25 protein-coding genes are annotated in these 24,560 nt (G+C 52.7%); 14 read left to right on the forward strand and 11 right to left on the reverse strand.

Annotation, left to right across the window (positions count from 1 at the left end; genetic code table 11):
* Positions 1-32 precede the first annotated feature (32 nt).
* The 5 genes from GNT65_RS06085 to GNT65_RS06105 all read left to right on the forward strand — a co-directional run bounded on the left by GNT65_RS06085 (position 33) and on the right by GNT65_RS06105 (position 5,563).
* Entirely contained in the window at positions 33-1,265 is a 1,233-nt protein-coding gene (locus tag GNT65_RS06085; RefSeq protein WP_160794398.1) for an ABC transporter permease, read from the forward strand.
* Entirely contained in the window at positions 1,252-2,517 is a 1,266-nt protein-coding gene (locus GNT65_RS06090; RefSeq protein WP_219822458.1) for an ABC transporter permease, read from the forward strand. The genes GNT65_RS06085 and GNT65_RS06090 overlap by 14 nt, the downstream gene beginning before the upstream one ends.
* A gap of 23 nt (positions 2,518-2,540) precedes the next feature.
* A complete protein-coding gene (locus GNT65_RS06095) occupies positions 2,541-3,224 on the forward strand; it encodes an ABC transporter ATP-binding protein (RefSeq protein WP_160794399.1) in 684 nt (227 codons plus the stop codon).
* Between the two features lie 79 nt (positions 3,225-3,303).
* The gene (locus GNT65_RS06100; protein ID WP_244952109.1) at positions 3,304-4,533 is read left to right on the forward strand and encodes a hypothetical protein; all 1,230 of its coding nucleotides are present in this window, start codon (positions 3,304-3,306) and stop codon (positions 4,531-4,533) included.
* Between the two features lie 139 nt (positions 4,534-4,672).
* Entirely contained in the window at positions 4,673-5,563 is an 891-nt protein-coding gene (locus GNT65_RS06105) for a 4'-phosphopantetheinyl transferase family protein (RefSeq protein WP_160794686.1), read from the forward strand.
* Positions 5,564-5,728: 165 nt separating this feature from the next.
* On the opposite strand, the gene GNT65_RS06110 is transcribed toward GNT65_RS06105, so the two are convergent.
* On the reverse strand, positions 5,729-6,919 hold the full coding sequence (locus GNT65_RS06110) for an alginate export family protein (protein ID WP_160794401.1): 1,191 nt from the start codon (positions 6,917-6,919) through the stop codon (positions 5,729-5,731).
* Between the two features lie 303 nt (positions 6,920-7,222).
* The gene (queF, locus tag GNT65_RS06115; RefSeq protein ID WP_181006177.1) at positions 7,223-8,080 is read right to left on the reverse strand and encodes an NADPH-dependent 7-cyano-7-deazaguanine reductase QueF; all 858 of its coding nucleotides are present in this window, start codon (positions 8,078-8,080) and stop codon (positions 7,223-7,225) included.
* Positions 8,081-8,140: 60 nt separating this feature from the next.
* On the opposite strand from queF, the gene syd reads away from it, so the two are divergent.
* The gene (syd, locus tag GNT65_RS06120; protein ID WP_160794403.1) at positions 8,141-8,803 is read left to right on the forward strand and encodes a SecY-interacting protein; all 663 of its coding nucleotides are present in this window, start codon (positions 8,141-8,143) and stop codon (positions 8,801-8,803) included.
* A 44-nt stretch (positions 8,804-8,847) separates the two neighbouring features.
* Here the strand turns inward: syd and GNT65_RS06125 are convergent, their stop codons facing one another.
* Both GNT65_RS06125 and GNT65_RS06130 read right to left on the reverse strand, forming a co-directional pair.
* On the reverse strand, positions 8,848-9,621 hold the full coding sequence (locus GNT65_RS06125; RefSeq protein WP_160794404.1) for a Zn-ribbon-containing protein: 774 nt from the start codon (positions 9,619-9,621) through the stop codon (positions 8,848-8,850).
* Positions 9,621-9,956, reverse strand: coding sequence for a hypothetical protein (locus GNT65_RS06130; protein ID WP_160794405.1), 336 nt, complete (start codon positions 9,954-9,956; stop codon positions 9,621-9,623). The genes GNT65_RS06125 and GNT65_RS06130 overlap by 1 nt, the downstream gene beginning before the upstream one ends.
* A 147-nt stretch (positions 9,957-10,103) precedes the next feature.
* Between GNT65_RS06130 and GNT65_RS06135 the strand changes: the two genes are divergently transcribed.
* Positions 10,104-10,475 (forward strand): DUF3192 domain-containing protein, encoded by a 372-nt coding sequence (locus GNT65_RS06135; protein ID WP_160794406.1) that lies wholly within the window; start codon positions 10,104-10,106, stop codon positions 10,473-10,475.
* Between the two features lie 123 nt (positions 10,476-10,598).
* Here GNT65_RS06135 and GNT65_RS06140 read toward each other — a convergent pair whose 3' ends face one another.
* Positions 10,599-10,829 (reverse strand): DUF2789 domain-containing protein, encoded by a 231-nt coding sequence (locus GNT65_RS06140; RefSeq protein WP_160794407.1) that lies wholly within the window; start codon positions 10,827-10,829, stop codon positions 10,599-10,601.
* A 140-nt stretch (positions 10,830-10,969) separates the two neighbouring features.
* Here GNT65_RS06140 and GNT65_RS06145 point away from each other — a divergent pair, with 140 nt between their 5' ends.
* Positions 10,970-11,620 carry a GNAT family N-acetyltransferase gene (locus tag GNT65_RS06145; protein ID WP_160794408.1) on the forward strand — a complete coding sequence of 217 codons (651 nt, stop codon included), beginning with the start codon at positions 10,970-10,972 and terminating at the stop codon, positions 11,618-11,620.
* The gene (locus GNT65_RS06150; RefSeq protein WP_160794409.1) at positions 11,613-11,912 is read left to right on the forward strand and encodes an Mpo1-like protein; all 300 of its coding nucleotides are present in this window, start codon (positions 11,613-11,615) and stop codon (positions 11,910-11,912) included. Before GNT65_RS06145 ends, GNT65_RS06150 begins: the two co-directional genes overlap by 8 nt.
* Before the next feature lie 1,577 nt (positions 11,913-13,489).
* Here GNT65_RS06150 and GNT65_RS06155 read toward each other — a convergent pair.
* The gene (locus GNT65_RS06155) at positions 13,490-13,879 is read right to left on the reverse strand and encodes a DUF3301 domain-containing protein (protein ID WP_160794410.1); all 390 of its coding nucleotides are present in this window, start codon (positions 13,877-13,879) and stop codon (positions 13,490-13,492) included.
* The gene (locus GNT65_RS06160; RefSeq protein ID WP_160794411.1) at positions 13,876-14,889 is read right to left on the reverse strand and encodes a DUF3549 family protein; all 1,014 of its coding nucleotides are present in this window, start codon (positions 14,887-14,889) and stop codon (positions 13,876-13,878) included. The genes GNT65_RS06155 and GNT65_RS06160 overlap by 4 nt, the downstream gene beginning before the upstream one ends.
* Before the next feature lie 291 nt (positions 14,890-15,180).
* On the opposite strand from GNT65_RS06160, the gene GNT65_RS06165 reads away from it, so the two are divergent.
* The 5 genes from GNT65_RS06165 to purU all read left to right on the forward strand — a co-directional run bounded on the left by GNT65_RS06165 (position 15,181) and on the right by purU (position 19,448).
* Positions 15,181-15,522: a YqcC family protein gene (locus GNT65_RS06165; RefSeq protein WP_239867607.1), complete on the forward strand. Its 342-nt coding sequence runs from the start codon at positions 15,181-15,183 to the stop codon at positions 15,520-15,522.
* A gap of 10 nt (positions 15,523-15,532) precedes the next feature.
* Positions 15,533-16,354 carry a tRNA pseudouridine(65) synthase TruC gene (gene truC / locus GNT65_RS06170; protein ID WP_160794690.1) on the forward strand — a complete coding sequence of 274 codons (822 nt, stop codon included), beginning with the start codon at positions 15,533-15,535 and terminating at the stop codon, positions 16,352-16,354.
* 338 nt (positions 16,355-16,692) lie between these two features.
* Positions 16,693-17,157, forward strand: coding sequence for a flavodoxin (locus tag GNT65_RS06175; protein ID WP_160794413.1), 465 nt, complete (start codon positions 16,693-16,695; stop codon positions 17,155-17,157).
* Positions 17,109-18,581 (forward strand): PTS transporter subunit EIIC, encoded by a 1,473-nt coding sequence (locus GNT65_RS06180; RefSeq protein WP_160794415.1) that lies wholly within the window; start codon positions 17,109-17,111, stop codon positions 18,579-18,581. The genes GNT65_RS06175 and GNT65_RS06180 overlap by 49 nt, the downstream gene beginning before the upstream one ends.
* 33 nt (positions 18,582-18,614) lie before the next feature.
* Positions 18,615-19,448, forward strand: a complete 834-nt coding sequence (gene purU, locus GNT65_RS06185) for a formyltetrahydrofolate deformylase (protein ID WP_160794417.1) — start codon at positions 18,615-18,617, stop codon at positions 19,446-19,448.
* A 101-nt stretch (positions 19,449-19,549) separates the two neighbouring features.
* Here the strand turns inward: purU and GNT65_RS06190 are convergent, their stop codons facing one another.
* The 4 genes from GNT65_RS06190 to map form a co-directional block, all read right to left on the reverse strand.
* Positions 19,550-19,894 (reverse strand): DUF3718 domain-containing protein, encoded by a 345-nt coding sequence (locus GNT65_RS06190; RefSeq protein WP_160794419.1) that lies wholly within the window; start codon positions 19,892-19,894, stop codon positions 19,550-19,552.
* A gap of 211 nt (positions 19,895-20,105) precedes the next feature.
* Positions 20,106-20,930: a 2,3,4,5-tetrahydropyridine-2,6-dicarboxylate N-succinyltransferase gene (gene dapD / locus GNT65_RS06195; RefSeq protein ID WP_160794420.1), complete on the reverse strand. Its 825-nt coding sequence runs from the start codon at positions 20,928-20,930 to the stop codon at positions 20,106-20,108.
* Between the two features lie 35 nt (positions 20,931-20,965).
* Complete coding sequence (glnD, locus tag GNT65_RS06200; RefSeq protein ID WP_160794422.1) at positions 20,966-23,539, reverse strand: bifunctional uridylyltransferase/uridylyl-removing protein GlnD; 2,574 nt, start codon at positions 23,537-23,539, stop codon at positions 20,966-20,968.
* Between the two features lie 81 nt (positions 23,540-23,620).
* Entirely contained in the window at positions 23,621-24,463 is an 843-nt protein-coding gene (map, locus tag GNT65_RS06205) for a type I methionyl aminopeptidase (protein WP_275659397.1), read from the reverse strand.
* Positions 24,464-24,560 lie beyond the last annotated feature (97 nt).

Raw genomic sequence — 24,560 nt, forward strand, 5'->3', positions numbered from 1 at the left:
TAAAAGACTGAGATACAAGAATAGGGGGAGGCATGTTGATTAAGCTGGCGTGGCGCAATCTCTGGCGGCAGAAGCGGCGCACCCTGCTCACCGCCTTTGCCCTGGCGCTGGCGCTGTTTCTCTCCCTCTTTATGCGCAGCATGCAGGAGGGCAGCTACGAGCACAATATCGACAACAGTGCCCGCTTCTCCACCGGCCTGATCCAGCTGCAATCCCCCGAGTATGCCACCACAGAAAGCATCGAAGACCTGCTGCCCGGCGATGACGACTTTATCGCCCCGGCAAAGGCCTTGCCCCACATCAGCTACGCCCTGCCCAGAATCGAATCTTTCCTGTTGGCCTCCAGCGAGGAGCGCTCCAAAGGCGTGCTGGTGTACGGCGTGCGGCCACAGCTGGAGAGCGACTATTCGGGCATAGAAGATAAGCTGGTGGCCGGCCGCTACTTAACCCCGGGGGCCCAGCAGGTGCTGCTGGGACAAGGATTGGCGGAGTACCTGAAGCTAGGTGTCGGCGATGAGCTGGTGCTCTATGGCCAGGGTTACCATGGCCAGACGGCGGCCGGTGTCTATCCTATTGCCGGCATACTGCATTTCCCCCTGGCCCAGCTGGACAATCAGTTGGTCTACATGCCCCTGAGTGCGGCACAAGGCCTGTTCTCAACCGGTAAACAGGTGACGGCCTGGGTGCTGCATAGCGACAATTTGGATGAGGTGGCGCCTCTGACCGAGAGACTTTCTGCGCTTTATGGTGACAGGGTCAAGGTGCGGGACTGGCAGTCGCTGGCCCCTGAGATGGCGCAGCAGATCGCCTTGGACAGGGCGGGTGGCCTGTTTATGATCTGCCTGCTCTATCTCATTGTCGGCTTCGCCCTTTTTGCCACCATCTTGATGATGACGCTGGAGCGCAGGCGCGAATTCGGCGTCATGCTGGCGACCGGCATGGCCCGCCTGACCTTGCTGCGTTTGGTGATGTTCGAATCCTTGTTGATCGCCGCCTTGGGGACGGCACTGGGGCTTGGGGTGAGCGGCGTGGTGATAGGCTACTTCTATTATCACCCCATCTCTCTGACCGGCGAGACCGCCAGGATGATGCTCGAGATGGGCTGGGAGCCTGTAATGCCGATGAAAGTATCGCTGGCGCTGGTGCGCAATCAGGTGATCATCATACTCAGCCTGATGGCGCTCTGCCTCATCTACCCCCTTTGGCGAACCCAGCATCTGGTGGTGGTCGCGGCCCTCAAAGGAGGTGATGATGACCAAGGATAATTCTGGCTGGCATGCGCCCATGTTGGCCCTTCTGGCCTGGCGCAATCTGTGGCGTAACCGACTGCGCACCAGCATCATGGTGTGCGCCATGGTGCTTGGCTTGGTGGGTGTGGTGGTGATGTTAGGTTTCATGACTGGCATGTACGCCAACATGATAGATAATGCCGTCGCCTGGCAGACCAGTCACTTGCAGGTGCATAACAAAAATTATCTGCTCGACCCGGATATCAATAGCCGGATACGCGCGCCAGAGCCCGTGCTGGCTAAGCTGGACCAGCTCGTTGAGGTGCAAGGGGTTTCGGCGCGCTTCGTGGTGCAGGGCATGCTGGCCTCACCCCGGGCGAGTCGCGGCATTCGCATCAATGGGGTTGACCCCGCTGCCGAGGCTAAGGTGACGCCTATCGCCGACAGTATCACCGAGGGGAGCTGGCTCGAGACCAGTGGACGCCACCCCATAGTGATTTCGGAAAAGACGGCGAGCCGTCTCAAGTTGCGGCTGGGTTCCAAGGTGGTGCTCACCTTCAGCAACGCAGATAAGGCGGTAAGCGGTGCGGCGTTTCGGGTTACGGGCCTCTATCGCTCCCCCTCCAGTACCTTCGATGAGGCCAACGCCTATGTGCGCCGCACCGATTTGACTGCGCTTGCTGGTCTCGATGGTGTGCATGAGATAGCCATTCGCCTGACAAAGAGCGACAGCCTGGACAATAGCCGCGCCAAGGCGGTAGCCAGAATATTGTCGAGCGTGCTGGCCTCCCAGGATAGGGTGCGAGACTGGCAACAAATTCAGCCCATGCTGGCCACCATTATCGCTCAGATGGACACCAGCAACGCGGTGATCTTGCTGATCTTCATCTCGGCGCTGGGGCTGGGGATCACCAACATCATGTTGATGGCGGTGTTTGAGCGCACGCGGGAGTTTGGTGTGCTGATGGCCATCGGCATGGTGAAGCGCAAGATAATGGGGTTGATCCTGCTGGAATCTCTGCTGCTTGGACTGACGGGAGCGCTACTTGGCCTCTTGCTCAGCGTGATGGTGATAGGGCTGCTGGCACACACAGGCATCCCCCTTGGCAACATGGCCGATGGACTCGGCGCCTTCGGGGTATCGACCACCCTCTATCCCCAAGTCACCCTAGGCCAGTATCTCTCGACCCTGGCGATGGTGGTGATTGTGAGCCTGTTGGCGGCCCTTTATCCGGCGCGGCAGATAGTCAAACAGCGTCCGGTGGACGCCATGTCGCAGAAGCATTAGGGCCAAAGGAGTCCATATATTCCATGACCATAGCGATTCAAGCATTAACTAAGATCTATAACCCCGAGAGTGACTTTCCGGTGGCGGCGGTAAAGTCACTGGATCTCACCATAGCCCAGGGGGAGTTTGTCGCCATCATGGGGCCCTCCGGCTCGGGTAAGACCACGCTGCTGAACATGATAGGCGGCATCGACAGTCCGAGTAGCGGCGCCGTGTTTATCGATGGCGAGGATATCACCCACTTGAGCGAGCAAGCGCTAATCGCCTTTCGCCGTGATCATGTGGGCTTTATCTTTCAAGACTATAGCCTGCTGCCCGTGCTGACGGCGCTGGAGAATGTCGAGTTTGTGATGCAGCTGCAGGGCCACAGCGAGGCCGAGTGTCGCCAGCGGGCCATGGCGTTGCTGACCCAGGTCGGGTTGGCAGGCCAGCAAGATAAGATCCCTGCCAAGTTGTCGGGCGGACAGCAACAGAGGGTGGCGGTTGCAAGGGCACTGGCTCCCAGGCCGAGATTTGTCATGGCCGATGAGCCCACCGCCAACCTGGATGCCAAGAGCACCGCCGAGCTGCTGGATATCATGCAATCGCTCAATGAGCAGGAGGGCACCACCTTTATCTTTTCGACCCATGATCCCCGGGTGATCGCCAGGGCCAAGCGGGTGATTGTTTTCGAGGACGGCTGTCTGGTCGAGGATCGCCGCCAATGATTAGGGCGTCTGAGTGCTTATGCTAAAGCTAGGGTTAAGGCCATGCTTGACTGCCACCGCCTGCCTTTGGGCGGCTCTGTTGAGTCGCGGTGCTTTGGCCTCGCCCATTCCAGGCGTTACGCCTGAGCAGCCCTGGCAAGTTAAGGGCTATGTGAGTTACCTGGGCTCTGTCGTTGCCCCGGCCGAGGGCGAGCAACTGTGGGACGGTCTGCTGCACAATCGTATCGACGGCGAATATCGCTGGCAATCGCTCAGGGTAAATGTCGGCCTGCGCAATCGCCTCATGGTTGGGGATAGCGGCAGGTTGCCGGACTATGGCGACCTGCTTGCCTGGGATTCTGGCTACTGGGATCTATCGGCCAACTGGCTTGATAGCGACGGCTGGATTGGCAACAGCCAGTTAGACCGCATCTATCTGAGCTGGCAGCTTGCTGATAACTGGGAGCTGGTCGCCGGCCGCTTTAGGGTCAACTGGGCCATGAGCACCCTGTGGAATCCCAACGATATCTTTAATGCTTACTCTATCTATGATGTCGATTATGCCGAGCGTCGCGGGGTCGATGCCCTCAAGCTTAGCCGTCAACTGGGCTATGCCAGTCAGCTGGAGCTTGTCTATAGCCGGGGGACGGATAGCTTGATAAACGACGTATCAATAAGCCGAACGAATCGTCAGTACGCCGGGCGCTATCTTGGGCATAACGTGTTTGGCTATGATCTGGGCTGGGATTGGCAGCTGATCGTCGGCGAGACCCGTGACGATAGGGTGTTTGGCGGTGGATTTGCCGGCGATATCTGGGGCGCTGGCCTGCGTGGGGAGGTGACCCACTTCGACCCTCTAAATAGCTACAGCATCTCGCCAGTCGATGCCGAGTCAAGGACCAGCCAGGCGATCACAAGCTCGATGCAGACGCTTAAGGCCAGCACAGTAGCGACCCTGGAGCTGGATTACAGCTTCGCCAGTGATGCCAACTGGCGAGTGCTGGGCGCGGCACTCTATATCTCGTCCCCCCTGAGCGTCGACAGCGCCTTGCTCTATCTGAATCTGCCGCTCTCGGCCCGTACCTTGAGCTTCACCACCTGGACCTATTATCTGGATCTGGGGTTAGATGTGACTCCGCTGAGTCGCCTCAGTGCCAATGCCAGTTACTATGATGATGACTCCTTCTTTGTCGGTTTAACCTACCAATATTCGCTGGCGGATGACTGGCAACTTAGCCTGATTGCTCAGCGCTTTGATGGCTCGAATACGAGTCTGTTCGGCCAGTCGGCTTCCACCTTGGGCTACCTACAGCTTAAGTGGAGTTTTTAGTTAGCCTGCCTAATCCTATGCTTAAAGGGCTTTACTTGAACCTTTCTGCTTAAACGGCTTATGTGGTACTCCAAAGCCTTAGATGCTAGGCTTGGGCCTCTTTTTTCTCTTTCTCTGCAGGAGATTAATCGAGTTGAACATGGCCGCTGGCGACGCTATCCCCCTACATCTCTATCTGTGCCCCTTGAACCTGCCAGGCCTTAGCGGCGAGCAGCAAGCGCGCCTGCTCGATACCTTACCTGTGGATGAGCAGCTGAAAGTGACCCGTTATCGAATGGCTTCCGCGAGGGAGAAGGGGCTCTTGGTGAGGTGCTATCTACGCGCGCTGTTGTCACAAGCTCATGGCCTGTTAAGACAAAGCCAGCTAAATGCTGACCCAAACGGCGCTATCGCCCCGAGTGAGTGGTGCTTCGATTACCTGGACAAGGGGAAACCTGTGCTTACTGAGCCTTTCTTTACCCGTAGCCAGTTGGTGTTTAACCTGAGTCATAGCGGTGACTATATGTTGCTGGCTATCGCTCAAGCGCCGCAACTGGAGCTTGGGGTCGATATCGAGCGGCTGAGGGTAAACACGAACATTCATGCCATCCTGAATCATTACTTTACCCACCAGGAGCGAGACGCCCTGCTGGCGCTGCCGAGCGCACGTCAGCGTCAGCGCTTCTTCGATCTCTGGGCATTGAAGGAATCCTACATCAAGGCTAAGGGGATGGGGCTGGCACTCTCGCTTAAATCTTTCTATTTCGAATTGAGCGATAGCGAACCGCGGACGATGAATTTCAAAGGCCTGGATGCCAGACAAGCCAGGCTCGAGCAGGTGGCGCGCCTGTTTCTCGTAGAAGAAGATTCTAAGCATGAGGCGTCTGAGCAAGAAAGCCCAGGTGAGCAACAGATTCAACCGGCAGCGGGCTGGCAGAGTATGCTGGGGCAACTCGATGATGAGTATCGTTTTGCACTCAGTCTCTCGTCGGTAAAACCCATAGACTGGCGATGTGAACTGGTCGACCCGCAGACGCTGTTTGCAGATTGATTAGCCTAAGTTTTAATCTAGCTGTTGAGATAAAAAAGCAGGAAAACCAATGTGTTTAACACAGGCCTTCCTGCAAGAGTCTACTTGCAAAGTCTTTTGTAATAGCGTTTGCAAGAAAGGGAGGTATTGGCCTATCGCCCCCTAGGAGGGCGATAGGCAAGGGACTTAGTAGTTGGCCTGGAAGGTTAACCAGAGCTTATCTGTGTCGTTAGAGAAGCCATAACCTGCATCGGCACCGCTGAAGCTGGCGTATTTCACACCGACGCTATAGTGTTTGGCGAAAGGATAGGTGGCTGCTACCCCCCATTCCTTACCCATGTCCACGTCGCCGTAGTCGGAATCAAACTTGTGGTACTTGGCCAGTAGCTTGAGTCCGGCGAGTTTGGCGGTCAGGATCACATGAGTATCTACGATACCGTTTTCCCAGTTACCCTTGCCGCCGAAGAGGAACTTGTCTGTCCAACCGTTGAAGGCGTGCAGTGTGGCCAGTGGCGTGATGAAACCCGCCTTGCCATCGTCAGAGCCCAAAACTTCGTAGCCTACTTTGGCACCGAAGGCATCGAAGTTTATCCCAGCACCCAGCTTATAGTAAGCCGCCGAGTAGCTGACAGGGTTGTTGCCGCCTTCAGACTGCTGGGCGTATTCTGCCTCATAGTTAAACTTGAGTTGATCTAGCTTGATATCGCCTGTGGCGCGAAGACCATAGGTATCGGTGGAGAAGGCGGCCACATTGATGTTGTCGATCAGGTAGGCGTAGCCACTGAGTTTAACGAAGTCTAAACCTTTGTAGTTAACGTTAAGTAGGTGGGTCTCATTCTTGTGCTCATCTTTGCCAGAGCCTTCCGGGAAGATGCGATTAACGTTATTCACGTAGGCGTAGTAAGCCGTTAGCCCCTCAACTTCTGTGTTCTTTACAGAGAAGGCATCATAGGTCTGTTCGTTTTGACGGAAGCCAACACCACCGACGAAACGTTGGTTGTCGAGCAGGATACGTTGACGGCCATATTGGGCCAAGGTGTTTGCCGGGCCGCGGTAGCCGATAAAGGCCTGATTGATCTGTGTATATTCATAGTCGGCAATCAGAGGTTCATTGTCGGTAGAGCGTACATCGTCCACTTCTGCCAGGGCAAACAGCTTGTAGATATCGCCGGTTTGATAGGTCAGGCGCGTACGTAGCGTAGTCTGATTTTGCTGGTCGACATCGGCCAGATCGACATCTTCATAACGAAGGCGAAATTTCACTTTCACCTGAGAGTCATCGATAAAGGCTTTCTTAAGGGGATCGACTGTCTCTGTCGCAAGGGCTGAGGCGGATAAGCTGGCAAGCACGGCGAGGCTGAGGGCGTGAAGTTTCATTAATTGTAATCCTTTTGTTTGGTCATTGCTCAGGAGCTGTTATAGGACTGCAAGAGGATTGGTTTGTTGATCTAAAACAATGTTACAGAGTGATTGATTTTTTGTGTCAAGATTTGTGATAAAGATCATGAGCTTATACTAAATTAGAGGTATCTCTAAAGTGGTATTTTTAGGCGGTGCTAAATAATAATTTTTGCATGCTTTGAGTTGGGAGGAGTTGGTCAGTAAGGTGAATTTAGTTCATTTCTCACTTCAGTGGGGCTCAAAAAATAGCCCGCGAAAAGCGGGCTGTTTATTAATCGATTACTGGCGCGCCAGTCGATGGTTTTCGGGGGGATGCTCAAAGTCGCTGCGATAAGGGTTGATGTCTAAGCCGCCGCGGCGAGTGTAGCGGGCGTAGACGGTCAGCTTAGCGCAGTGACACAGGCGTTTGAGGTCGACGAAGATACGCTCGACACACTGCTCGTGAAACTCATTGTGCTGCCTGAAGGAGATCAGGTAACGCAGCAATTTCTCACGATCTATCTTAGGACCCTGGTAGCGGATCATCACGCTGCCCCAGTCCGGCTGAGACGTGATCAGACAGTTAGATTTCAACAGGTTAGAGGTGAGTGTCTCGGCCACCACGCTCTTATCATCTGTGCTATCGATAAGGTAGTCGCTCGAAAATTCGTAGCTGTCGATCTCGATATCCAGATCGTCTATGCAGGTGCCTGGTAACTCAACCACGCGCTGGTTGGCGAACTGCCTTGGTTCGATGATCTTTACCACTACCTCACCGCCGGCACAGGCAGACAGATCTTTGGCCAGGGTCTGCTGAACCTGTTCTATGGAGTCGAAGCGGGTCTGGTTGAAGCTGTTGAGATAGAGCTTGAAAGACTTGGACTCGATCAGGTTGTCGCTGTTGAAGTCGAGGATAAACTCGGCGATGGCCACCATGGGCTTGCCTTTGGCGTTCAACCAGGAGAGTTCATAGCCGGTCCAGATGTCGGCGCCATGGAAGGGCAGGGTATCGCCTAAGGCGATGGCATCCCGGTTAAGCTGGCGTGGCACGCCTTGTAGCAGGGAGGCATCGTATTGGGCCTGATAGCCGGTCGATTTACCTAGGGTCAGTTTGGACAACGCGGGGGCGTCGCGATATGGGTCATGAACCTGTGTCATCAATCGTTTTTCCATGTCAAAATAGGCGCATATTATACTTAAAATTCGGGTAACTGCTAAGTGTCTTCTTTGCCTTCGCTGGATCAATTTTTTACGCTTTATCATCAAGCCTATAGCGATAAACTGGGGGAATCGCCCCGCTATTTCCCGTTGGGGGAAGCCTCAATCTGTGTCCTGGCCTGTGATCAGGAAAAGGTCGAAGACTCGCCTGAGCGGTCGGTGCAGTGGCAGGCAGTGAAACGCGATAACCAGGGGCAGTTCGATAACATAGAGCATGCCCTCTCCATCACTCTGCATCCGAGCATACAGGCCTTCTACGGGCGTTACTTTGCCGCGCCGCTGATGTTTGAGTCCGACTTTGGCGAGGGCGAGCTGTTGCAGCCCTGGAACCAGCAAGATTTCGAATATCTACAGCAAAATCTCATCGGCCATCTGATGATGAAACAGAAGCTGAAACAACCTGCGACCTGGTTTATTGGCGTGCTTGGCGAGGGGGATGAGATGCTGGTGGTGGAGAACGAGACCGGCAGCGTCTGGATAGAGATCCCAGGTGAGCAGCCCCATCGTCAATTGGCCGCTAGCCTGGAGGACTTTATCGCCTCTATTCGGCCCCGGGTCTGTCCGCCACAGAAGCCTGTCGAAGCGCCAATGCCCGAGACAGATCATCCCGGGATATGGCAGCGACTCAAGACCATGTGGCGACATCTAATCGCTAAAAAATAGTTAGGGCGCTTAGCGATAGTCGGTTCGTTCATCGGTAGTTGCGGCTAGAGGTGATCCCAGGAGATGTTGGAGACGATGCGGCAGTTGTCGCACCTGAAGTGGAACAGATCCAGCAAGGGAGTTTCTAACCGCCATTGAGTGTTGCCGCAGCGTGGACAGGGTCTTTGCTGCTCGTCGGCCAGGCTCTCTCCCCCCACGCGATAGAGGTAGTAGTAGGTGGGGATCTTGGTGAGGTATTCGATGCGTCCACGCAGATCCCAGCCGCGGCGAAACAGGTCGCTGTCACACTGGCTTAATTCATCTAAGGCGGCGAACTCTGCCTTGGTTGCCGCTGCCATCTGCAGTTCATCACAGGCCTGCCATTCGGTTTGCCACTTGATCACCCGCTTGTGATCGCCGTTGAAGGTTGCAGGGATCTGATACAGGGGAATAGGCTGCAGGGTATCGCCGTTTCGCAGCGGCGAGCACATATGTACATAGCTGGTGTAGAGTAGTTGCCAGCTGGGGGGCTCTGTGCTGCTGACTTCAGAGTTGATATCCTGGCCGATATATTTTTCCCTTGGATGCAGCAGTTTGGCCTGGGTGAGCTCCTCGAGGGCATAGTTGACCCAGGGGCTGTTGAACCGTTTGGCCAAGCTACTCTTTTCCGGCAGCAGCAGACGCACCCTGAATTCGCCTTCGTTAAAGGCCACGGCAAATTCTCGCCCCAATACCTGGCCATTGGCCCGGTAGGCTTCTAAAAGACCATTGATCGCCCGCTCGGCGGCCGTGATGGTGGTGTTGTCAAAACACTCGAATCTGAGTTCCACCACGTGCATTAGTGAGCATCCTTGCCGTTCAGTTTGGCTTCGAGATCACTGATACGCTCAATCAAGATCTCTTGATTGGCTGTGAGCCTGGCAACCTGTTCGGTGAGCTGGGCCAGCGTCGGCGTGGTGTCGTCGGTCGGAACACTTGCTGCTGGCGCGGTCGAGGTTACCACTATCGCCGCCTGCTCATCGGCTGACATGGCCTTGAAGCGCTGTAATCCTTGAACCAGGATAGGCATGGGAAGCGAGTTGCCAAGGCTTGCCTTGATCAAGGCCAGGCTGGGAGGCTTACCCGCCAGACTCAATTTTCGTGCGGCGACCAGCACCTGTTCGAGTGGACTCATGATTGGTTAAATTCCTTACTTTTTAGCCTGACTGACATATTCTCGAATCTGATGTTATTACAAGATATTGATAAATATAAATATATCTGTTTGGCATAAGCTTTGCTTTATCTGAATTCAGTTATAATAGATAAACAGGACGTGAAAGTGAAAACAAAATTAATAACAGCATTGGTCTTTGGCGCTAGCAGCTTAGTGCTATCTGGTTGTGTATTGAATGTGGGTGAAGGGGACAAGGGCTGGAGTACGGGGAATTCTTGGGAGCGCGTGCAGGAGCAGAATCGTGTGAACCTGTCTAAGCTATCCTTGGGAATGACGCGCGATCAGGTGATGACACTCATGGGTACCGCAGATTTTAACGAGGCCTATACCAAGCAAGATAAGACAATCAACGTGCTCTATTATCGTACTCAGCGTACGCGCGAAGATGGCACTACCACCAAGGATGAATGTACGCCTATCGTGATCGCCGACAACCGTGTCGTGGGTTGGGGTGAGAAGGCCTACCACAACATGTAATGGAATAAGTTAACCTTTAAAGGCAAGCCAAGTTGGCTTGCCTTTTTTGTTTAGCCTTTTGGTGTTAAGCCTTTTTGCGGCCTTAGTTCGTTGCGCTATAAGGTGATATTTTAGCCCTATAGCCTAGGCTCGAAGCTGAGCATCGAGATGATCGATCACCTCTGTCCATTGAGCATCTTCCGCTAAGGCCTCGGCTAAGAAGTGTTTCTGGGCCTGGGTCCAAAAGGGGGCCTCGGCGATGTGGATCTCCGCGGCGATTGAATGTTGCCTGATAAAAGTCTCTACGGCATCGGGTTCGCTCGGCAGGCCGAGTTGGTCAAATAAGCTGGTTAGATCCGGTTGTGTGATGTCCATCTTATCCCTCGCTTGTTAGTGATGAGGTGCTTCTATTTAGTATGCGATAAATTGATAAAGTTTCGAATCGATTAAAGTTTGCACTTTTTTACAAGCTTGTTACATTGGGAGGCGTTGATCTGGATCAAGGAATAACAGCAATGATGACAACAGCCACCCCACCTGTTAATGAAAACTATAAAGCTGTCTATTTAACCGCCGAAGACCTACGCGTCGCCGCCTCGATTCTCTATAACGCCTACCATGATGACCCTTTCTTTATTGCTGCCTTGCACAAGGGAGACAGGGCGCAATATGAACAGAAGCTGCGTGGTGCAATTCGGGAGGAGTTACATACTCTCTGGCAAGAGGAGCAGGCATTGATCGGCCTGTTTGAGGAGGAGCGCCTGATCGGCTTGGCCTGCATCGTGACCCAGCAGGTGCCATTGGGGGAAGCCAGGTACTGGCATTGGCGCCTCAAGATGTTGTTAAGCGCCGGCTGGCAGTCGACCCAGGCGCTGATGAAGAAAGAATCTTCGATTCTTGAGCACCTGCCCAGTACCCAATGTGGCATATTGCAGTTTATTGCCGTCACACCGATCGAGCAGCATAAGGGACTAGGTAAACGCTTGATTCAGGCGGTGATGAGCTGGTGTGACGAGCAACCCGAGCTCGAAGGGGTAGGGGTTTATGTGACACAGGATGATCATGCCCACCTGTTTTCCTCCATGGATTTTGCCCCCATCGAGCGCCTCGTTATAGGTGGTGTGCCGGGCGAGCTGCTTTTCTATCGGAGCCCTGAGGTTGAGTAAGCGCTACACCAGCTTTAAAGAGTTTTATCCCTTCTATCTGTCGCAACATAGCGATCCAAGATGCCGCCTCTTGCATTATGTGGGGAGCCTGTCGGTGATCGCTCTCCTGGTGATGGCCATAGTGCTGGGCAAGCATTGGCTGCTGTGGTTGTTGCCTGTCTTGGGTTATGGTGCGGCCTGGATAGGGCACTTCGTGTTTGAGCGAAACCGGCCTGCCACCTTCGAGTATCCTCTGTATAGTTTTATTGCCGATTGGGTAATGTTGGCCCAATGGCTAACCGGACGCCGATGATTGCTTGCTAGGGGGCAGCTACACTTCTTTTGGGACTGTCATACAGACAGAAGGCCCTGTTAAAACGAGGTATTAATGGGGGGACTCACAAATTGCCTGGTAGTTTGTGAGAGATCGCTTACAAGTACGTGAGTCTTTCTCCTGAAACAGCCCCTGTTTTAGCCTGCGAATATTCTAATTTAATTAATATTCAAATATTTACGTCGCATTTTCATGTTGATTGAAATTTGTGCTCATTATAATTGTTTTTGACGGCGTACATTCTGACTTTGTGTTCAGTATACTTAAATCAAGTTAAGGAGCTTACTTAAGTTCAGCGGTTAGCAAGGGATAGCAAGATTGTCGAGGACGCGAGAATCTTACCGCATCAGGGATGAGAGCAGGATGCTTTAGTTAGGCGATAGGGATTGCCGCGAAATGGATTAGCGTTAAACGGATTGATGCTAAATGGATCGTTACTCAAGGGATAGTGAGTGTAACCAAGGACTGTTATACAGGGAATGGTTTACCAAGGAATAGGTAAGAGTAAGCATAAAAGGATAGCGGCAGGAAGCGCTGGAGCCCATAGGATGTGGGAGCGTGGTCGAATGAGTCGATCACCCAAGGAAGAATAAGATAGGATGTCTCAGGAATTGGAGACGGCAGGACGCCGATGTGATCAGGATGATGCAGGGAGCACGTTGATAGCAGGATGGCTAACACAAGAGTATAGAAAGGCGCACTTCATAGTGCGCCTTTTCTTTTTCTGCTCGATATTTTTAGCCCTTTTTTAGCTAGGGAATCCAGAGTACTGGCGGAACTAGGTGAAAGGTTTTGTTGGAGTTGGCTTTAGCTCACAGAAAGTGCCCGCTGCGGTGTGAGACATCTCTTACATTGATGTGCGAGATAAAGCGGACAACTCGCTATCCATATCTGCAACCGTATTTATTTATGTTTAAATTCATATGGTTATAGCTTGTTATGCAGATGGAAATCGTGTGAATGGCTAAGCAGTACTTTTTCCATCCCTATTATTGGGCGGCAGAGGCGCTAGAATTAACAGTGTTCAAGGATGAATGAGAAGGAAAGGTCAGGATGACCTAAACATCATCAGGAAGATGATGGCAAGGATAGCGCAAGGATGACAACTCACGGAAGAGTCAACAACTAAGGAAAGCCAAACACTCATGGATGATGGAATTCTACCTAGGATGGTAGATGACAGGGAGTGTAGGAAAGGAATCCCAAGGATGAAGCTGGACATGCTTAAGGATTAAGCAAACTTGGTAAAGGGATGACCAAGCGCAAGGATGGTACCTTAGTGTAAAAGTGCTAAAAGGTACAAGGAATAGATGGACCAAGGAAGATGCAAGGAGCATAAATTCGCAAGGATGGAGCAGGGAGCACTAAAATAGCTGGATTGCTTAGCGAAAAAGATAGAAGGCGCGACTCTTAACTGAGCCGCGCTTTTTCTTTATCTGCGCTGTAAACCGGAAAGTTTTACTTAAAATAGAAAGACGCCTCAATTAAGGCGTGGCTGACCATTAATGCGTGTAACAGGGAGAGTGTGAGTCAGCCGTTTATGGGAGCTTGATGATTTATTTGCAACCGCCAGATTTGCAACCACCGCGACTACCACAACTGCCGCCGACCGAGCCTCTTGCCTCGGGCGCTTCCAGCCATTCGGGCTCGGGAAAGATGGGCCACTGAATTTTTTCTATCTTCTTACCATGCATCCAGATATGGGCGCGATATTGATTGATGCCGTCGGTACTGAACTCCATCAAGAACTTGGCTTTCCAGGTGAGCCCGCTGCTTCCGCCCACGCTAGGACGGGCCGACTCCATGGCGATGGCTAATAACTGCACTCGCTGCTTCTTACATTCGCTGTTGGCGAACACCCGACTCAGCTCGGCCATTTGGCGTAGTTGCCAGAAGAAGGCGGCAATGATCACCAATGCGGCGATCATTAAAAAGTCTGTCATCATGCTTTCGTCACCTTAAAGAGTCCGCCGATGGCATTGGCGAGGGCCTCGCTGCGTTCTGGATCCCGTAATGCCATTAGGAGTTGAGTTCGTATTGCTGGTATTGCCACAATATCAGCAAAGATCTGGTTAAAGAAGCCCTGGGATTGTTTTGCCAGGGCTTCGAGATAGATCTTGCGAGTCTGATCGTCTTTTAACGCGGTCCAATTTCGGCCTGCTATGGTGATCAAGGCGTTGTCATCCAGCGCATCTTGTTCATCCAGATGCTGTATCGCTTGTTGTGTATGGGTTGGCGCCGAGGCCAGCGCGCGTAGATAGTAGAGCCTCTGCTTTGGACTGGCGGCGTAAAATTCTGCCAATAGACACTCGGCTAATGGCGCCTCGAGTGTAATGTGTTCGAGCTGTTGGCACAGGGCTACCTTGACTTCGTCCGCACTATGTTCAAAGGCGTTAAGCAGTTGCTCAGTGTGGTCGAGTTCTCTGGCTCGCACGCAGATATCCGCCAACCCCTGTAGACCCACATCTTGCCAACGCTCAGCTGAAACCTGTCCCGATAAGTACTGATAGGCAAATTCATATTGGGCCGAGGCGGGCAGGCCAAGCTGCTTGCGTACCAAGGCGTTGAACAGCGACAGTTTCTCCGCGCTTGGTTTAAAAGCAAAGGGATGGTTGGCGAGTTTATCTTGCTGCTCTTGGGAAAGCGCCTGGGTCGGATCGCTACCCAGTGCCTCGAGTACCATGCGAATGAATTGGGTTCTCGGCGCAGGCGAGAGTAGCCCGCGTTCATCCAGAGGTAACTTTAAGAACCAGATGAAATGTTGGTTAGACTCGTCCCAGAAGACAATGGCGAATTGTGCATGGCCTTGTATTGGCGAGGGATAAGGTGCCTGGAGGGCCTCAATCTGTGAGAAGGCCATCATATCGATATGCTGTACCCGGCGGCCGAGGTCATAGACTTGGAATTGGGTGTTAGCCGTGCTGAGAAATTGGGTAAGGGTCGTAATTTCAGTCATTAGAATGCCGTTTTGCTTACAGGGAATAGATTATACCAATCGTAGTAAATAACTGAGCATTCTAGCTTGTTAAAACGTGCGATGACGGCGTTACTATTTTTGATTGTAGAATAACTACTTATCGAAAAATACTGCCTTGTTCTCGACCATTTTCTCTGCGCTATTTCTGATCACTTACTTATCGTGATTGGTATTAAATGGCGCTTATTATAGGGAGAAGTCTGGCGAGATGGTACAATTTCGGCCTAAATAGCTCGCAGGCTCAGGCTCACGTATAGGCCGGGGGCTGCGGTGTCGAATAAGATTGAGGTGAGTGTGTCTCTCTATACCGAAAAACAGCTAAGGCTGATCGAAGCCGAATTAAAACGACTGCAAATGTGGCAAGACAGGCCACCTTCTCCCGAGGCTATGGCAGATCCGACACCCTTTGCCTGTGAGTCGATGGCGTTTGAGCAGTGGCTGCAATTTATCTTTCTGCCTAAGATGGACGAGATCATAGCGACCAATGGGGTGCTGCCCAGCAAGATTGCCCTGGGGCCCATGGCGGAGCATGTGTGGCAAGGTCGAAACGAGATGCAAACATTAATCACCATCATTAACCAATTAGATGAGCATTTGAGTGGATCCAATTAAGCCTGAACCTATGGAAAACCGTACTGAGCCGCTAGCGGGCGACGACGATAGCCTCGCCGCTGAAGCGGCACCCCAAATCGAGATCCTCTATGAAGATGACGATCTCGTTGCTATTCATAAACCCGCGGGACTGCTGGTCCATCGTAGTTATCTCGCGAGGCGGGAAAAATACTTTGCGATGCAGATGACCCGAGACTTGGTGGGCTGTCATGTGTTTCCCGTCCACCGTCTCGACAGGCCGACCTCTGGGGTACTGCTGTTTGCCAAGAGCAGTGAGATGGCCAATCAGTTGTGTGAGCAATTTGCCAGCAAGTCGGTGGAAAAGCATTATGTTGCCCTCGTCAGGGGAAATATGCACGAGCCAGGGCTGCTGGATTATCCTTTAAAGCAGGAACTCGATGAGCTGGGCGACAAGAATGTGGACCCCAACAAAGAGGCTCAAGAGGCGCAGACCAGTTATCGCCCCTTACTTAATTGTGAAATCCCTTTTCCTTCGGGGCGATACGCTACCAGTCGTTATGCCTTGATTCACTTGACTCCGCATACCGGGCGCAAGCATCAGCTGCGAAGGCATATGGCGCACCTACGTCACCCTATCATAGGTGATACCACCCACGGTGATGGTAAGCAAAACCGTTTCATGCGCGAGCACAGTGGCATCAATCGTCTATGGCTGATAGCCAAGAAACTTGAGTTTAATCATCCGCGAACTGGCGAGCGAGTTGCGGTGGAGACAGAGTTAGAGGCTGAGTGGTTGACCCTGTTTCAGCTTCTGGGCTGGGATGATACCCAGCTGAGCGGCGAGGATGAGCCGCTTATCTGTGAGGTTTAACCCTGAAACTAAGAGCCGATGTTAAATCTTAAGCCCTGTGCTCGGGCGTTATTTTACCAGGGCACAGGCCGATTTTATGGCTGCCAGGGGCGTGATCTTATCTTCTTGAGAGTCAACTTCTGATGGGGGATGCGGGTTGAGCGAGAGGGACTGGACGGTTCTGAAATAACACATGCGTCTGATGTGCGCGCTGCGGTGAACATGCTTTAGATGTTTCTGTCGGCTCGAGTGTCGCATCTAATTGATCCTTGAAACTCAATAACCTAGTGTAGCTATCAAGCTTTCAATAAAGTATGTTTAGAGTATAAGAAAATATTGCGCTAAGGGCTAAGTAAAACATGAGAAAAGTGAATCTGGTATATGGAACTGTCTATGGTAATGCACAGTTTGTTGCCGAGACCCTGCAAGAAGAGCTGATAGCTAAAGGTATCCTGGTTACGCTAATGACGCCTGATACCCTCAATGGTTTCGTGCCGCCGGAGGATGAGCTACTGCTTGTGGTGACCTCTACCACAGGTCAGGGGGATCTACCCGATGATATCAGTCCCTGGTTTGAGACCTTGAGAGGTGAGGCGCCTTATCTGCCTAATCTACAGTATGGCGTAGTGGCGCTGGGGGACTCGAGTTACGAGACCTTTTGTTTTGCCGGTATACGTTTCGATGAGTTGTTAACTGAGCTTGGGGGCACGCGCATAGGCGAACTGCTTAAGATAGATGCCTGTGAGACGATGGAGCCTGAAGTAGAAGCAAAAGCATGGTTGACCCAATGGACCCAACTCGTCAACGCTCACCTGGCCGACTAAGCCGGATCAGTCGTCAATGGTTTAAGTTCGCCCAGCGGTTGAGTCAATCTCTGCTGCTGCCCATTGCCATCTTGCCCGCCGCCGGGGTGATGATAGGCCTGGCGGTCAATCCCATTCCCTTTATCTCGGCGGATCTTGCTACCCTGATGTGGACAGTGGGCAACCTGGTTTTCTCCATGATGCCCATGTTATTTGCGGTAACCATCGCCATAGGTTTCTGCAAAGACCAGGGGATTGCCGCCTTCAGTGCCGTATTTGGCTATGGCGTCTTCTTCTCAAGCCTGTCCGCCTTGGCGAAGATCTATCATCTGCCGACCGAGATGATCTTGGGGCAAGCTACCATAGATACAGGCATTGCCGGCGGTATGATGGTGGGCGCCTTTACCTGTTTGGCGGTCAATCATAGCGAGCGCATACGCCTACCAGCCGTGTTTTCCTTCTTCGAGGGACATCGCTCGGCGCCGCTCTTGATGCTGCCGATTGCTATCTTATTGGCTTATCTGTTTCTCTTTCTTTGGCCCTTGTTTTCCACATGGATAGAGGAGGCCTCGAACTGGGCCGTCTATCAGGAACCCGCCTCGGCGTTTGCCGTGTATGGCATGGTCGAGCGCTTGCTGATCCCTCTGGGGCTACATCATATTTGGAATGCCCCTTTCTATCTGGAGATGGGGCAATATTTCAATGGTGATGAATGGGTGAGGGGGGAAGTCGCCAGGTATCTGGCGGGCGATCCTCAGGCCGGTAACCTGGCGGGCGGCTATCTGATTAAGATGTGGGGATTACCGGCGGCTGCGCTGGCCATCTGGCGCTGCGCGGATAAGCAGGAGCGCAACCGTGTAGCCGGTATCATGCTGTCGGCGGCCACCGCCTGCTGGCTGACCGGGGTTACCGAGCCTGTTGAGTTTGCCTTCATATTTGTCGCACCATTACTGTTTATCCTGCACGCCCTGATGACAGGGATCGCCTATGCGGTGGCGATTTCGCTGGATATCCATCATAGCGTGGTGTTTTCCCATGGCTTAGTCGATTTCAGTCTATTGCTGGGACAGTCAAGAAATGTAGAATGGTTTTTGCTCCTCGGTCCCATCACCTCGGTCATCTACTATCTGGTGTTTCGCGCCTCGATATTGGCCTTCAATCTCAAGACTCCGGGTCGCATGGAAGCGGGAAGCGGCCAGCGTGCGGGCCTGATCTCCATGATCTCCGCCCTGGGGGGGCAAGACAATATCAACGAGCTAACCGCCTGCCTGACACGGCTGCGTATTAGCGTCAAGCGCGCCGAGCTGGTAGACAAGGAGCAGCTTAATAAGCTGGGGGCCAAGGGGGTTGTGTTAGTTGGTAATGGGGTGCAGTTGGTGTACGGCACGAAAGCGGAGAGTATCAGGCGTTTATTGCAGCGCTATCTAGATAGGCACAAAACGTGAGAATCATAAGTTAGACATTAAGAGGTAGAGAAGATGCAGCAGAGAGTATTAATCACAGATTGTGCCGATTCGCCAGGACTGATCACTAAGATCACTGGCGTTTGTTATACCCATGGGCTCAACATCGTTAAGAACAGTGAATTTGTTGATAATGCTCAGGGGCGTTTCTTCATGCGCACCGAGTTGGAAGGTGTGTTCGATGAGACGAAGTTCTTGGCCGATATCGACGAGGTACTCCCTGAGCAGCGCCATCGAAAGCTGGTGGCAAAGGGCAGGAAGCGTGTGGTAGTAATGGTAACCAAAGAGGCCCACTGTCTCGGGGATATCCTGATGAAGGCCTACTATGGTGGTCTGGATGTGGAGATAGCCGCTATCGTTGGCAACTACGATACGCTCAAGCCGCTGGCCGACAAGTTTGATGTGCCTTTCTACTGTGTCTCTCACGAGGGCAAGACCCGCCATGAACATGAGCAGGAGATGCTAGCAGTCATAGCGCAATATGACCCAGACTACCTGGTGTTAGCGAAATTTATGCGGGTTTTGACCCCTGAATTTGTTGAGCAATACCCCAATCGTATCATCAATATTCATCACTCTTTCTTGCCGGCCTTTATTGGCGCCTCTCCCTATCGCCAGGCGTGGGAGCGAGGGGTGAAGATCATCGGTGCCACGGCCCATTTCGTCAATAACTGTCTGGATGAAGGGCCGATTATCAAGCAGGACGTTATCCCAGTGGATCATAGTTACAGCGCCGAGGAGCTGGCCAGATGTGGCCGGGATGTCGAGAAGAGCGTCCTCAGTAAGGCATTGCAACTGGTGTTGCAAGAAGAGGTGATTGTCTACGGCAATAAGACGGTTGTGTTTTAGCGAGCTTATTTATCTGCGACCCCCAATAAAAAAGAGCCTTTAGGCTCTTTTTTTATCGGCAATCTAGCTTAGCTTTTATCTTAGACTCGTTAGCTATTGGTTTAGAAGTTAACGACGAAAATATCATCCTCATGATAGTTCATGGTGATATCTTTGATGGTTACAGAACCTAAGGAATAAGGTTCAATCTTGGCGGCGGTGCGATCGGCGCCTTTGCTCAGGGCAAACTGATGGAAGCTCTGATCATTACATACCAAGCGTGGGAAGACGCGCTGCTTATTGATGCGATACTCTTTCATTGTGCCATTAAAGGTAATGACACTGTTGCTTGCACCGGCCTTGCATACGGCAACTAAGGTTTTTTCCATCTGAGGCGACATGGCGGCTTGAGAAGAAAAAGCCAGTGGGGCTAATGCGATGGCGGCAATCGTTAGTAACTTTTTCATTTTGTGCTCCTAGCATATTTCCGTTGGGATCGATTATGAGTAAAGCCCTTTATGTAGTGAAAAGCTGTTAGCGATTTGTCGCGAAATGTATCGGTATATGAGGAGTGGATCTGACTGTGTCTGGGAGTAACAGAATGTGTCTGTTTATCCCTAAAGGAATAAAAAAAGCCAGGTGATCACCTGGCTTTTCTAAATTGGGTCGCGAAAGTGATTAATCGACGATGCGCAGTAGCTCGTTGATACCCACTTTACCGCGGGTCTTGGCGTCGACCTTCTTCACTATGATGGCGGCATATAAATTGTATTTGCCACATTGAGATGGCAGGGTGCCAGAAACCACGACCGAGCCCGCTGGCACGCGGCCATAGTGGATCTCGCCGGTCTCACGGTCATAGATGCGGGTGCTCTGGCCTATGTATACCCCCATAGAGATAACACTGCCTTCTTCGACCACTACGCCTTCGACGATCTCTGAGCGCGCACCGATGAAGCAGTTGTCTTCGATGATGGTTGGACCGGCCTGCAGTGGCTCCAATACACCGCCGATACCGACACCGCCTGACAGGTGAACGTTTTTACCAATCTGGGCGCAAGAGCCTACGGTTGCCCAGGTGTCTACCATGGTGCCTTCGTCGACATAGGCGCCGAGGTTAACGTAGGAAGGCATAAGCACGGTATTTTTACCGATGAAAGAACCTTTGCGCACCGCCGCTGGTGGTACCACACGAATAGCCTCTTCCTTGAAGCGAGCCTCGTTGTAGTCGGCAAACTTCATCGGCACCTTGTCGAAGAATTTGGTTTCTGCGCCATCGATCACCTGGTTGTCGAAGATGCGGAAAGAGAGCAATACGGCTTTCTTTAGCCACTGGTGCACATGCCACTGGCCATCGATCTTCTCGGCGACGCGCGCCTCACCAGTATCTAGCATGGCGATAGCTTTCTCTACGTCGGCACGAACGCTCGGCTCGACAGTGGTAGGGGTGATATCTGCGCGAGCTTCAAAAGCCGCTTCTATACGTTGGCGTAAAGCCTCCATTAACGTCTCCCAATTATCATAAAATAGTCTGTTGATTAAACTTGGTTTTGCGTATTGAGCGCCTTGACCAGTGTTTCACTGAGCGCCTCTTGTTGTGTCTCGTCCAGTTGCTGTCCATCTCGTGTCTGCAACATAAAGAAGTCTTCGGCGCGCTCGCCTATGGTGGTGATCTTCGCTGACAATAGGGTGATTTCGCAGCGATAGAAGATATCCCCCACCTTGGCCAGTAGTCCTGGGCTATCCAGTGCGATCAGTTCCATCATGCTGGTGCCCTGTTTGCGCGCTGGCAGGAAGCTCACCTGCGTCGGTACCCTAAAGGGTTTCATCTTACGCGGTAGCTTCTTAAATTTTGGCAGTTTTGCCGTGTCACTGCTTAAGGCTTTCACCAATGCCTTCTTTATCCCATGGATACGGGAGATCTGCGACACCGGGCTGCCATCTTGCTCTAAAATGACGAAAGAATCCAGTGCGTAGCCATCTTTTGAGGTCATGATGCTAGCGTCGTGGACATTGATATTCTTGTTATCCAGTACGGCCATCACGGTGGCAAACAGTTTGGGCTTATCCTGGCTGTAGACAAACAGCTCTGTGCCGCCCCGGGTGGTGTGTTTGGAGATCAGCACCAAGGGTTCGTCATGCTTATGTTTGAGTATGGCCTCGGCATGCCAGGCCACCTGATTGGGCTGATGGCGCAGGAAGTAATCTGCCTTGAAACGCTGCCAAAGGGTATCTAGGTTCTTCTCCTTTATCCCGCGGCGTAACAGCTCCTTTTTCGCCTTGGCCTGATGCTCGCGCACGCGAGCGCGAATGTCCACCGGCTTCTCCTTGCCTCGGGCAAGTACTCTCTGAGTCGAAAAATAGAGATCCCGCAGCAGCGAGCCCTTCCAGTTGTTCCAGGTCTTCTCGTTAGTGGCGCAGATATCGGCGACCGTGAGGCAGTAGAGATAACTCAGGTGCACCGCGTCGCGCACCCTGTCAGCAAACTCGGCCACCACATCGGGATCGGAAATATCCCGACGCTGGGCGGTCACCGACATCACTAGATGGTTTTCTACCAACCAGCTCACCAGGCGACCATCATGTTTGTTGAGGCCGTGTAGCTCGCAAAAGTCCTGGGCGTCGACGGCGCCGAGTTTACTGTGATCGCCGCCTCGTCCCTTGCCGATGTCGTGGAAGATGGCCGCGAGTACCAGCAGCCCCTTCTTCGGCAGCTGGTTGATCAGTATGGAGCCTAAGGGGAATTCATCCTTCTGCTCCGTCTGTGAGAATCTGTCGATGTTGAGCAGCAGCCTGTGGGTATGCTCATCCACAGTGTAGGCGTGGAACAGATCGAACTGCATCTGTCCTTCGATGTTGCGCCAGGCGGGCAGATAGGCCGATAGTATGCCGTGGCGGTGCATCAAGGAGAGTGATGCGATGCCCCGTGGATGACGCAGTATCTCCAGAAACACCTTGCGGCAATCTTCATTATCCATCAGTGGCGTCTGCAGGGCGCGGCGGGCGCGTCTTAGGCTACGCAGGGTGGGGGCGTAGATCCCCTTGATGTTTGAGTTGCGTGCCGCGTGTAGAAATACCCGCATCAGCTCTACCGAGTCATCAAACAGATCCGCCTGTAGGGACTCGATGAAACTGCCTCTACGCTGGTAATACTCGTCGATGGGCTGGATCTCCAGCTCCTTGGTGTGGCCCAGGGTGGCGCGCTTAAAGAGTTGCAGCAACATCTGATTGAGCTCCATCACCCGGCGCACAGTGCGGTAGTAGCGCTTCATCATCTGTTCGACGGCAAGTTGGGTCTCATCCTTGTAGCCGAGCACTTCTGCCACCTGACGCTGTAGGTCGAACAGCAATCGGTTTTCGTCGCGCCCCGAGATCAAATGCAGGGCGAAGCGCAGCTGCCACAGGTAGCCCTGACACTCAAGCAGCTCCTCGAGTTCATCTTGCTCCAGAAAGCCATGGGCGACCAGCTCCTCGGCGCAGCTGGCGTCGAAGTAGCGCATCGCCACCCAGGTGATGGTCTGAATGTCTCTCAGTCCACCGGGGCAGGACTTAAGATTCGGCTCGAGGTCGAAGGCGCTGGCCTTGGCATGGCGCGCCACCTGTTCATCCCGCTTGGCGACAAAAAAATCGCTGGCAGGCCAAAAATCGCCTTCGCGCACCTTGTCATACAGGGTGTTAAACATCGCCTGTGGGCCGCAGAGTAATCTGGCTTCCAGTAGGTTAGTGGCGATGGTGATATCGGCCTTGCCCTGATTGATAGTCTCATCTAGGGTCCTTACACTGTGTCCCACCTCGAGACCCGCGTCCCAGAGGAAAGCGATAAACTGACTGAGCCTGGCTTCGTCATTTGGGTCGAGCGCGCCTTGGATAAGAAACAGCAGATCCACATCCGACTGGGGATGCAGTTCCCCCCGGCCATAGCCGCCGACGGCGATCAGCGCAACCGGTGTGTCATCGAGTTGATGGGCTTGCCATTGGGCAATGAGGAGTTCATCGACGAAACGGCAGCGTTGGCTGACCAGGGCGGTCACAGATTCGCCGGCGCTGAAACGTTCTAGGAGTTCTTGGTTTTGTTGTTTTAGGGCGTTCTTAGCTGTTAGCGCAGTCTTCATTGCAGTCCTTAACCTCAGAGCGAGCATAGCAGGCCGGATGGCCTGCTATGGGAGTAAACCACAATTTGGCTGTGTGTGCGATTAGTGGTTAATGATGCGGGGGAAGTTTTCCTCTTCGCGCAGGGTAAGGATTTCAACACCCGTGGGGGTGATAAGCAGGGTGTGTTCCCACTGCGCCGAGTTTTTACCGTCGGAGGTAGTCACTGTCCAGTTGTCGTCCTTGTCTAGTACGCTGGTGTGGCGACCGGCGTTGATCATCGGCTCTATGGTGAAACACATGCCAGGACGCAGAACCGTCTTGTCATTGTTTTTGTAGTGCATCACCTGTGGCTCCTCGTGGAAGCCAGCGCCGATGCCGTGGCCACAGTAGTCGGTCACGATACTGTATTTTTCCAGGCCGGTTTTCTTGCTCTTGATATATTTCTCGATGATGGTGCCGATCTCGCCAAGTTTCATGCCTGGACGTACCTTCTTGATCGCCTCATACAGGCTCTCCTGAGCCACGCGACACAGACGCTTGTCTTTGGCACTGACATCGCCGATGAGGAACATCTTAGAGGTATCGCCGTGGTAGCCATCTTTGATCACTGTGATGTCGATGTTGATGATGTCGCCATCTTTCAGGGCGCGATCGCTTGGGATGCCGTGACAGATCACTTCGTTGATGGAAGTACAGATAGATTTCGGAAAGCCATGGTAATCCAGCGGGGCCGAAATCGCGCCTTGCTCTTCGGTATATTTCGCACAGATATCATTGAGTTCGTTTGTGGTCACCCCGGCTTTCACATGGGGGGCAATCATCTCTAACACCTCGGCGGCCAGCTTGCCTGCCGCGCGCATTTTTTCGATCTCTTCGGCGGTTTTTATCACTATACTCATTAAGCTTTCTCTGTTGTGTCGGTAGTCGAATTTGGGGCGCCTCAAGGCGCTAAAAATTTGTGTTGGCGTCGATATTATGGTATAAAGCGCGCCGTTATGTTTGACTCTTGTCGATGAGGTGCATTGTTACCCCATCTCAGAG

The organism is Shewanella insulae, assembly GCF_009831655.1.
Classification (GTDB): domain Bacteria; phylum Pseudomonadota; class Gammaproteobacteria; order Enterobacterales; family Shewanellaceae; genus Shewanella; species Shewanella insulae.